At 51.2% G+C, this 9,797-nt stretch carries 10 protein-coding genes; 7 read left to right on the forward strand and 3 right to left on the reverse strand.

Annotated elements, in window-relative coordinates; all coding sequences use genetic code 11:
* Positions 1–219 precede the first annotated feature (219 nt).
* The 5 genes from CKL79_RS21355 (at position 220) to CKL79_RS21375 (ending at position 5,284) form a co-directional block, all read left to right on the forward strand.
* On the forward strand, positions 220–1,332 hold the full coding sequence (locus CKL79_RS21355; RefSeq protein ID WP_240519023.1) for a transposase: 1,113 nt from the start codon (positions 220–222) through the stop codon (positions 1,330–1,332).
* A 57-nt stretch (positions 1,333–1,389) separates the two neighbouring features.
* A complete protein-coding gene (locus CKL79_RS21360; protein ID WP_121971563.1) occupies positions 1,390–1,950 on the forward strand; it encodes a DOMON-like domain-containing protein in 561 nt (186 codons plus the stop codon).
* Between the two features lie 83 nt (positions 1,951–2,033).
* A complete protein-coding gene (locus tag CKL79_RS21365; RefSeq protein ID WP_121971564.1) occupies positions 2,034–2,303 on the forward strand; it encodes a hypothetical protein in 270 nt (89 codons plus the stop codon).
* Between the two features lie 30 nt (positions 2,304–2,333).
* Complete coding sequence (locus CKL79_RS21370; RefSeq protein WP_121971565.1) at positions 2,334–3,029, forward strand: aspartate/glutamate racemase family protein; 696 nt, start codon at positions 2,334–2,336, stop codon at positions 3,027–3,029.
* A 1,145-nt stretch (positions 3,030–4,174) separates the two neighbouring features.
* On the forward strand, positions 4,175–5,284 hold the full coding sequence (locus CKL79_RS21375; RefSeq protein ID WP_121971566.1) for an RNA polymerase sigma factor, RpoD/SigA family: 1,110 nt from the start codon (positions 4,175–4,177) through the stop codon (positions 5,282–5,284).
* Between the two features lie 80 nt (positions 5,285–5,364).
* Here the strand turns inward: CKL79_RS21375 and CKL79_RS21380 are convergent, their stop codons facing one another.
* Together CKL79_RS21380 and CKL79_RS21385 are read right to left on the reverse strand one after the other, a co-directional pair.
* Positions 5,365–6,201 (reverse strand): PHP domain-containing protein, encoded by an 837-nt coding sequence (locus tag CKL79_RS21380; RefSeq protein WP_121971567.1) that lies wholly within the window; start codon positions 6,199–6,201, stop codon positions 5,365–5,367.
* Between the two features lie 51 nt (positions 6,202–6,252).
* A complete protein-coding gene (locus CKL79_RS21385; RefSeq protein ID WP_121971568.1) occupies positions 6,253–6,939 on the reverse strand; it encodes a Uma2 family endonuclease in 687 nt (228 codons plus the stop codon).
* A 127-nt stretch (positions 6,940–7,066) separates the two neighbouring features.
* On the opposite strand from CKL79_RS21385, the gene CKL79_RS21390 reads away from it, so the two are divergent.
* Both CKL79_RS21390 and CKL79_RS21395 read left to right on the forward strand, forming a co-directional pair.
* Positions 7,067–7,492, forward strand: coding sequence for a hypothetical protein (locus CKL79_RS21390; RefSeq protein WP_121971569.1), 426 nt, complete (start codon positions 7,067–7,069; stop codon positions 7,490–7,492).
* Between the two features lie 78 nt (positions 7,493–7,570).
* Complete coding sequence (locus CKL79_RS21395) at positions 7,571–9,277, forward strand: tetratricopeptide repeat protein (RefSeq protein WP_240519025.1); 1,707 nt, start codon at positions 7,571–7,573, stop codon at positions 9,275–9,277.
* A gap of 34 nt (positions 9,278–9,311) precedes the next feature.
* On the opposite strand, the gene CKL79_RS21400 is transcribed toward CKL79_RS21395, so the two are convergent.
* The coding region (locus CKL79_RS21400) for a transposase (RefSeq protein ID WP_141242116.1) at positions 9,312–9,797 on the reverse strand (486 nt) is incomplete at its 5' end.

Below are 9,797 nucleotides of genomic sequence, written 5' to 3' on the forward strand. Positions count from 1 at the left end.
ATAACCAGAGCCTAGAAGTAGTGGCTTGGCAATAGCGTTTCTTACTGGTTTATCGAACAGCGTCGCTGTTCGTAAAAGGCTGAGATCTTGCACCATTGTCAGTAAGGGTTGCGTTGAGGGCCAAAATCTGAAAAAAAGGGCGTAGAAAAAGTTTAGAAGACGGTCATTAAAACCATGCTTCAGCACGCCCAAGGGCTAGTGTATAGCCTAATTTCACTCATGCCTAGTGTCTATCAAAAAGCCAGTCTAAAAGCCGTTTTGGGGCTATTTTTAGATGCGCAAGGCCATGCACTACCGGAACATACGCAAATCAAGTCAGCGAGTTCGCTCAGTCGGTTTTTTAATCGCTATCGTTGGCCAACCCGGCAAGTGATCCGCACTGCCCGCGCAGCCATCCTAGAACAGCTCGCTACACATCCCGTCCGTAAGGGTGTGCCAGTGCGGCTGCTGATAGATTTAAGCACGCTGAGAAAGACAGGCAAGTTTTGGCATTTGAGCACGCCAACCGAGGACATCAATGCGCCTGAGCCCTGGGTGCGAATGCTCAATGGCAAGCGTGGACTGCATCTGGTCGTGCTCTATATCGTGATTGGCCAGCGGCGAATACCGTGGAGCTTCCGAGTCTGGCGCGGCAAAGGGCGACCGAGCCCGAATCAATTGGCCTGTAAGCTGTTGGCCAGCGTACCTAAGTCTCTGATAAAAGGCAGAACTGTGATTGTGCAGGCAGACACCGAATTTGGCACCGTAGAATTTCTCGGTGCCGTCCGTCAGCGCAAGTGGCGAGCCGTCGTTGGGGTGAAAAACAGCCGTCTATTACAAGATGGGCGCAAGCTAAAAGACCTTCCAGGCAAGGCAAAACGGGGACTACAGGTTTACCTCAAGGATATCGACTACCCGCTTACAGTCTCTTGGTTTTGGCTTAAACGAGCGGACAATCAGCGAGAGCTGCGCTTTGTCGCTTCGACCCATCCTTATTCTGGTGTTTACCTCATCCGCTTAGGCCGCAAACGTTGGGCTATAGAAGGTTTCTTCAAAACCGCTAAGCATCAGTTTGGGCTGCATTGCTTTGGCCAAAGCACCAAAATCGGCGTGTATCGTTGGCTTGTACTGTCGCTCATTGCTTATCTGCTCGCCCATTGGGTTGACCTCTGGGCTTGGCCACCCGTCTTAGATTGGAAGGCCACCGCTAGGTTAACCCTAGAAAAACTGCTGCCCTCTGTGCTCTGGTTTCAACTGCTCAGACAAATCAGGCGCAATGTTGATATTGCTGCTCAATTTGGCTTTGAAATCATCATCAAATCATTGCCTGATTGGGCTTATCGAGAATGGTGAAAGATCTGAGTTAAGGTTTTACTGGCAGCGCTTACTGTATCGTTTACGTTCATCGTCATGACTCAGCTCACTACCTTTACACTGCAACCGTTTTCTCCTACTGCCCAAACAACAGATCTCGCTATTAGCGGCTCGCTGGTGAGAAGTCAGTCTGTTCTATCGATTGTTTATCGGTTTGAGGGAGACTTTGACAAAGTGGTAATTCCGCCAGTGGGTGAGGCGGGCGATCGCCGCGATCAGCTCTGGCAACAAACGTGCTTTGAGTTCTTTTTAGGTGAAGGCCCCAACAAAGCAGAAACCGACCCTTACTGGGAGTTTAACCTCTCTCCGACAGGCGATTGGAATGTGTTTTCGCTGGCAGGCTATCGTCAGGGTTTGCGAGAAGAGAGGGCGCTAGGGGCGCTCCCGTTTACCGTTCGTACGGCGCAGACTCAGCTGCAACTGGCGCTAACGGTCGATGTGGGAGAGCTTGTTGACCCGGCTCAACCGCTGCGATTGGGCGTGAGTGCAGTGGTGGTGCTGGCGAGCGGCGAAGAGACTTTTTGGGCGATCGCTCATCCCGGCCCAACGCCTGATTTTCACCATCCTGAGAGTTTTGCGCTTGAGCTACTGCCGTAACGCATCCTGTCAGTAAAGCCTGTGGTAGGTTTAAAGAGATTTACCAGTCTCCCAGAAACAACCTCATCGGATCATTAACCACCATGTCTGAGCGCTCAGGAGGCCAGTCTCAAGCTAAAACCATTTTCCTACTCACTTCGATGGTGGGCTGGCTAGCCGTGGGCGCATCGCTGATCTATCTGGTGCCAGTAGCGGCTCACTGGCTGCGCCCCTCGGAGCTGACGGCAACCTGGATGACCACCCTCGGGCGGAGTGGCTACGACCCGATGCTGGCAGTCGTCGGTGGGGGCACGGCGCTGGTGCTGACGGTTGCAGGCAATTGGCTGTGGTACGAGAAATTTGAAGAGCGCTAGGCATACCCTCGCAAAACATGGAATGGCATGATGAAAACCATTGGGCTGCTCGGTGGCATGAGCTGGGAGTCAACGATTGAGTATTACCGGCTGCTGAATGAAACCGTTAAAGCAGAGCTAGGCGGACTGCACTCAGCGAAGATCGTAATGGTTTCGGTCGATTTCGAAGAGATTGTAGCGCTCAAGCATGAGGGCGACTGGGACAAAATTGGTCAACTGCTCGCAGCGGCTGCCGCCAAGCTAGAAGGGGCCGGGGCCGACTGTTTGCTGCTGGCGACCAATACCATGCACAAGGTGGCCGAGGCGATCGCGCTCTCAACTTCTCTACCGCTGATTCACATTGCCGATGCGACGGCTGTAGAAATCAAACAGAGCAGGATTAAGCGAATTGGGTTGCTGGGTACCCGCTTCACTATGGAAGAGTCTTTTTACAAAGATCGGCTGATCCATCAGCATGGCTTGGCCGTGCAGGTGCCCAATGACGAAGACCGCCGCTTTGTTCACAATGTCATCTATGACGAGCTTTGCCTGGGTAAAATTCGCCCGGTATCGCGCGATCGCTTTTGTGAAATCATCGCTCGTTTGGTCGCCTCGGGTGCTGAAGCTGTCGTCTTGGGCTGCACAGAAATCAGCCTGCTGGTTCACCCCGAAGACAGCGTCGTGCCCTTATTTGATACGACGGCTATTCACGCGATCGCCGCAGCTAAGTGGGCGATCGCGGCCTAGAGCTGCTTAGCCAACTCTGGGTAACACCGCCAGTAGCCCGACGAAAATCGTTTTCTGGGCGAGTCCAGTTATTCGCCGAATTACTGAGATATCTAGCTAGGGATATCTAGATATAAATCGACGTAGATTGCGAACGGCTGCTGTGCAAGCGTCTGTAGGATTAGAAACCTTAAGGCTATTTCCCCCTTACAAAGAAGTGCAGTAGGCAGCTGTGGAAACAGGCACAGTGATAAAACATCTCGGTATCGCTTCTTTAGAGCGCAAACTGAGGCGATCGCTCATAAACATTGTCTCTCTCGTTAAGAGATGCCATAAATAGACTTCTCACTTCTGTATAAATACGGATATAGAGAATAGTCTAGCAGGGTGTAAATACCTGACTGTCAGGCAGTTTCCGGATAGTGACAGCAGGCGAAGAGAATCTATTTTGTAAACCAATAGACACTGCGGCAATGCTTGACTTTACAGAAAGCGATATTTCAGCTGGCTTTAGCGACCGGGTGTTAGCTGAGCCCGCGAGAGTGAAATTATCACGGCCAATGCGGTTAAGTCACGCTAGGAACGCAGACTTTCTACATCGGCACTCAGCAGGTCTCTAGCATTAATCAAAACCCCATTATCCGCAGCTTTGACCCCAGCTAAACATGCCAGCCCAAATGCGCCTGAATAGCCAAGCCGGATAGGTCTGTCGGCAGATGCTTTACGAAAGGGGCAAGCTTAGGATAAAACAGACTCAAATCAGCAGGCAGCAGGCCCTAGTCAAAAGTACGGTGATTACGGCGGGCAATCACCACTGCTAGAGCGGCTGCTTCTGGCGATGATGTAGTTAGTCAGTAGTCAGTCAAAGGATCGCCGGCAACGGTAGTTCTAAGCTGATTCTAACCGAGGGCTCAGTATCTCTGTATAGGCTATAGCTTCTCAAGACAGAAAAGACCTTATCACTCCTCCCCTTAAAGTTCAATTCTAATCCAAGGTATTGAAGTTATGTTAAGATAAACTCATAACGATTTTGAGTTAAGCAAACGTTAAACGGTATTTGACGATAGGTTGGCGGCTTTCGACTGCAGGTTTTGAAGTGCAGCGCGCATTGGCTACTAGCCCCCCTATTGATTCCTTAGAAATTTTCGGCGGAGGCCCCAAACACCATGGCTACATCTGAAGCCCGCACCACTAAAAAGAGCGCTACCGCACAGGGCGCTGAAGCAAAAGCTAAAGCAGCTAAAACGACTGCCAAGACGGCAGCTACGACGACTAAAACTAAAAAGACAGCCAAGCGTAAAGCCAAGCCGCTGTACACCACTGACGCAGTGCGTGCCTATCTACATGAGATTGGCCGCGTCCCTCTGCTCAGCCACGAAGATGAGATCGTGCTGGGTAAGCAGGTACAGCAAATGATGGCGCTGCTAGAGATCAAAGCAGGGCTGGTTGAACAGCTGCCAGAAGACGATGCCTCTGAAAATAATATTTCTCAGGCAGAGTGGGCGGCCGCCGCTGGCATGAGCGAAGATGAGCTGAGCAATCACATGCGTCGCGGTCAGCGCTCCAAGCACAAAATGATTGAGGCCAATCTGCGGCTGGTAGTCGCGGTTGCCAAGAAGTACCAAAAGCGCAACCTGGAGTTCTTAGATCTGATTCAAGAAGGCACTCTCGGCTTAGAGCGTGGGGTAGAAAAGTTTGACCCGATGAAGGGCTATAAGTTCTCTACTTACGCTTACTGGTGGATTCGTCAGGCGATTACGCGGGCGATCGCTCAGCAGGCGCGCACAATTCGCTTGCCGATTCACATCACCGAAAAGCTCAACAAGATCAAGCGCGTTCAGCGGGAGCTATCGCAGACGTTAGGGCGCAGCCCCAATGCGGCTGAGATTGGTGAAGAGCTAGAACTAGAGCCCAAACAGGTACGCGAGTATCTTTCGATTGCCCGTCAGCCAATCTCTCTAGATGTGCGCATCGGTGATAACCAGGATACTGAGCTGCAAGATCTCTTAGAAGATGACGGTGCTTCGCCCGAAGACTACACCGTGCAGCAGTCTCTACGCCAGGACATCTTTAAGATGCTCTCAGAGCTGACGCCTCAGCAGCAGGAAGTGATCAACCTGCGGTTTGGCTTAGCCGATGGCAATCCGCTTTCTCTGGCTAAGGTCGGTCAGCGCATGAGCATCAGCCGTGAGCGCGTCCGTCAGCTAGAGCAGCAGGCGCTGAAGCACTTGCGTCGTCGGAAGGCTTCGATCAACGGTTATTTGGCTGCGAGCTAGTCACTGGCTAATTCGATGAAACATGACTAATTAAAAAGTGGACGGTGAGTTGATGATCTTGCCGTCCACTTTTTTTGCGTTTATGAGCGGGTGCTTTTGAGGGCGATCGCTGCCGCCCGTAAAGGGGGAAGCAGTGTAAGAGGCACTGCCAGATCGTTTAGATCGCGAAAGTCTGGATTTTTTTCTTTTCTGGGGCCGTGGTAGTCGCTGCCGCCAGTCATCAGCAGGCCGTAAGTTTGGCAGTATTCTTCTAGCTTGCGGGTCTGGCTGGGGCTGTGCGTGGGGTGGTAGACCTCAATGCCCGTCAGCCCGGCTTCGACCAGCTCTGGCAAAATGGCTTCTACCGTGCCGCCGCGAAAGATGTAAGGATGTGCCCAGACTGAGACCGCGCCGCACTGTGTCAATAGCTCAATGCCTTCTTGAGCTGTAAATTTTTCGTAGGGGACGTAGGCGGGGCCGTCGTCTTTTAAGAAGCGGTCAAAGGCTTCTCTGTTAGATTTGACGTGGCCTGCTTTTTTGAGGGCGCTGGCAATGTGAGGGCGGCCGGGTGCCATCAAGCCGGATAGGTCAGGCAGCTCAATTGGGTAGCCCAGTTCGGCAAGCTTTGCGGCCATTTCGCGGGCGCGGCGTTTGCGGCCTTCGACTCGTTCTTGCAGGGGCGATCGCAGCTTCTCCGCATCCGGGTAAAAGCCCAGAATGTGCATGGATCGGCCATTGTAAACGGTGCTCAACTCCAAGCCGGGGACGATTTCTAGGTTGAGCAGGGTGGCGGTGGCGATCGCTTCGTCCCAACCGGCCATCGTATCGTGATCAGTAATCGCCAGCGCCTTGACGCCTTTTTCTGCTGCGAACTTCACCAGTTCTGCGGGTGTAAGACTGCCATCGGAACAAGTTGTGTGGCTGTGAAGCTCTAGCATAGGGGCAAGTGTGTTTGAAAAGACTTAGCTTCGTTCAGTATCGCTCGAAAGCTATTTTTTGATCTGCTGTGCGAACCAAAGAGCGGCTTTCCCGTTCGATTCTTGCGCCGTTTTCTGAATGGTGGCTTCTAGCAAGGTCACGGATAATCCCGTCAGGGCGCTAGAGGCTTCGCAGGTTTGGTAGGTGCCGGTTTCATCCAGTCGGAAGATGAAAACGCGGCCACCTCTTATGTCGATTACCCAGTATTCTGGGATTTTTAATGAGGCGTAGAGTTTTTTCTTTTCGTCTAAATCTGTGGCGAGCGTTGTGTCTGAAACTTCGCCGATAAAGTCGGGCACAGGCCACTTGTTTAAATCAACTTGTCGCTGTTCTCCCGGCTCCCATCTTGGATAATTTTCACCCAAGTAAACGACGAGGTCGGGAGCGCCTGCCTTGAGCGGTTTTTTCTCTAGTAGGCAACGACCTAACGAGGTAAAGGTTTGGTCGGAGTTTTGTGCAAACCATGCAAACAGCAGGGCTATAAACAGGTCGCAAATGGCTGCGTGGTTAATGCCTTCCCAACCCATATCAACGACCAAGACTGAGTTTTCATCGAAAAATAGTCGCCAGTGCTTTTCATCGAGTTCAAGTTCGTCACGGCGATCACAATACTCTTCCCAAGTAGCGGGTTGCCAGCGGTAAAGTGGGGTTGGCTGTGGGCTAGGGTCAGAGGGATAAGTGACGCTGAGGGCAGTCATGGGTGGGCGTTTTGATAAGGCCGATGCTTTAAGCGTAGCAAACTTCAAGTTTATGGAAAGTTTTTGATGATTTGACCTGTCGTCGGGATGACTCTCTATAATTTGGCTAGTTGCTCTGAGATTCTCTATGGCTGACCCTGTAACGTTTACGGCTAGCGCGATCGCGAACCTCGCCTTTCAAGAATTCTTGCAAACGAGCGCTGGCGAGCTGGCAAAGAAGTTTTCGGCAGCGGCCATTGCGAAAATGGGAGAGTTGCGTCAGATGATATGGAACCGATTGCAGGGTAAGAATGCAACGGCTGAGATAGCTTTGTCACAGGCGGAAAAGGGTTATGAGGGGTCAATTGAGATTGTCTCGACCTTTTTGAGTGTGGAGATGCTAGATGATGAATTTGCGGAGCAGGTGAGGGCAATCGCCCAGGAAATTCATGCGGGCAAACTGTTAGACCAAAGCAGTATGGTGCAAAACAACAGCGACAATGCTACTGGCTATCAGGTTAAGAATGAGGGCGGTGAGAACTACATGGGAAATATCACCATCCACAAGACTTGAGTGGAGTCGTCTGACAGAGATCGGACAAAGTTTGCTCGCTCAACCGGAACGCCTCAGAATTTACCACGCAGTGGGGCGGTGACGTTTGTTGGGCGTGAGCAAAAGCTAAAAGACCTTCATGCGCGGCTTCAGTCAGGGAGCCGCCTTGCGATTACAGCAATTTCTGGGATGGGCGGCATTGGGAAGACGGAACTGGCTTTGCAGTATGCGATCGCGCAATTCCAGTCAGGCTATTACCCCGGCGGTATTTACTGGCTGCGGGCGAGGGGCCAAGAGATTGCAACGCAAATTACGACCTTTGCGCAAATGAACCTGAGGCTGACGCTGCCGGAGGGAGAAATTGACAAGCAGATTCAGCACTGTTGGCAATATTGGCCTGAAGGCGATGTGCTGGTTGTGATTGACGATGTAACGGATTATGGGGCGATTAAACCCCACCTACCACCTTCAGATTCTCGGTTCAAGCTGCTAATCACCACGCGCTTGAATTTTGGGCGGAGTGTGGAGAATTTTGCGATTGAGGAATTGGATGAAGAGAGTGCCCTGGCGATGGTGGAAGGCATTGTGGCGGATGGACGCATTCAAGCGCAGTTGGCAGATGCGAAGGCACTGTGTCAGTGGGTGGGCTGCTTGCCCTTGCGTCTGGAGTTGGTGGGACGGTATCTAGCAGATGATTTGGATTTGTCAGTTCAGGAACTTTTGGCAGAGTTGGAGGAGACTCGGCTGGATGCTGAGGCACTGCAAGCAGTGGAAGCTGGGATGACGGCTGATCTGGGAGTAATTCAGGCGCTAGAGTTGAGCTGGCGGGAGCTGAGTGGGCTAGAACGAGATTTGGCCTGTTTGCTGGGGATGTTTGCGGTTGCGCCGATTCCTTGGGCACTGGTAGAAAAGTGTTTGGCTGAAGTAGATGCCAAGAATTTGAGGAAGGCAAGGCAGAATGGGTTGTTGCATCGCAGCTTGCTGAAGCGAGTGGGCGACAATCTCTATCAGCTACATCAAATTGTTCAAGAGTTTTTTCGGGTGAAACTTAATCAACAAATCAAGCAGGGTGACGCTATCAAATCATCGTTTTGTGGTGTACTCGTAGAAGTTGCGCAAAGCATAGAATACAGTCTCACGCTTGCCCAAGCAAATGATGTTAGAGGAGCCATTATTCATTTAGAAGAATTAGCAAATTGCTGGGCTGATAGCCTGAATGACGAAGCATTGAAAGAGCCATTCACAGGGCTCGGCTATTTTTATAAAGGTCAAGGGATTTATGTCCTAGCATTGTCTTGGTATTTAGATTGCTTGAAACAAACTCAGAACAGATTTGGTGAGACTCACCCCGATGTGGCCGCTAGCATGGATAATTTGGCCAACCTTTATAGCGTCCAAGGCAAATATAGAGCAGCAGAGCCAATGCATGTAAAAGCGTTAGCAATGAGAAAGCAGTTGTTAGGTGAGACTCATCCCTCTGCAGCAACTAGCTTGAATAACTTAGCCAATCTCTACTACCACCAAGGCAAGTATGCAGCGGCAGAACTACTGTATGTAGAAGCATTAGCGATGTGTAAGCAGTTGTTAGGTAGGGCACATCCTAATGTAGTCACCAGCCTGAATAACTTAGCCCATCTCTACAATGTTCAAGGCAAATATGAGGCGGCGGAACCGCTGTATACACAAGCGTTGGCGATAGGTGAACAGTTGTTAGGCGAGGCCCATCCCTCTATGGCCACCAGCCGATGCAATCTTGGTGTTTTATATCACGAGCAAGAAAGTTACTACTTGAGTGTTGTGCTCTGACGGTAGAAAAATAATTGAGGCGTTATCTAGCGAGTCATGCAGGCACCCCCTTATTCTGCTTGTCAAACAATTTGGCAAACACCTGCGACGCCGATTCACCCTGTTCAAGACAGTCATGAGCAAAGAGGATTAGCTTTTCTATCAGCGCTTGCGATTGCTGGCGACAGACCTGCCCGATGGATTGTGTGAGCTGGGTAGGGCGCTTGCCCGGAGCCTTTGTCGGGGGTGGCAAGCAAGCCAAGTGCAAGATTGAGTAAGCCACGAACACCAACGTCCAATGGGTTTGAATGGATTCAAAGGTTCGCATCCGATACTCATCAAGCCCGAGATATTGCTTTCCATCTCGATAAAAGGTTTCTATCGGCCATCTTTGTAAATATTTGGCGAGCACCTGTTTGGCTGACCAGTCAGCGCGATTGGTCAGCAGCACAGCGTAAGTCCCGGTGAGCTGTGCAGTTTCAAAGCTAATCACTAAACGCAGCTTGCCAAAGCGGGGAATTCGGCAGCAGAAGGTAAAACA

It is taken from the genome of Leptolyngbya sp. BC1307 (assembly GCF_002286735.1).
Taxonomy (GTDB): Bacteria; Cyanobacteriota; Cyanobacteriia; order Phormidesmidales; family Phormidesmidaceae; genus Phormidesmis.

Excerpts from the sequence above, each read along its gene's own strand:
- CKL79_RS21355 (WP_240519023.1), top strand. The coding sequence starts at position 220 with ATGCCTAGTGTCTATCAAAAAGCCAGTCTAAAAGCCGTTTTGGGGCTA.
- CKL79_RS21360 (WP_121971563.1), top strand. The coding sequence starts at position 1,390 with ATGACTCAGCTCACTACCTTTACACTGCAACCGTTTTCTCCTACTGCC.
- CKL79_RS21365 (WP_121971564.1), top strand. The coding sequence starts at position 2,034 with ATGTCTGAGCGCTCAGGAGGCCAGTCTCAAGCTAAAACCATTTTCCTA.
- CKL79_RS21370 (WP_121971565.1), top strand. The coding sequence starts at position 2,334 with ATGAAAACCATTGGGCTGCTCGGTGGCATGAGCTGGGAGTCAACGATT.
- CKL79_RS21375 (WP_121971566.1), top strand. The coding sequence starts at position 4,175 with ATGGCTACATCTGAAGCCCGCACCACTAAAAAGAGCGCTACCGCACAG.
- CKL79_RS21380 (WP_121971567.1), bottom strand. The coding sequence starts at position 6,201 with ATGCTAGAGCTTCACAGCCACACAACTTGTTCCGATGGCAGTCTTACA.
- CKL79_RS21385 (WP_121971568.1), bottom strand. The coding sequence starts at position 6,939 with ATGACTGCCCTCAGCGTCACTTATCCCTCTGACCCTAGCCCACAGCCA.
- CKL79_RS21390 (WP_121971569.1), top strand. The coding sequence starts at position 7,067 with ATGGCTGACCCTGTAACGTTTACGGCTAGCGCGATCGCGAACCTCGCC.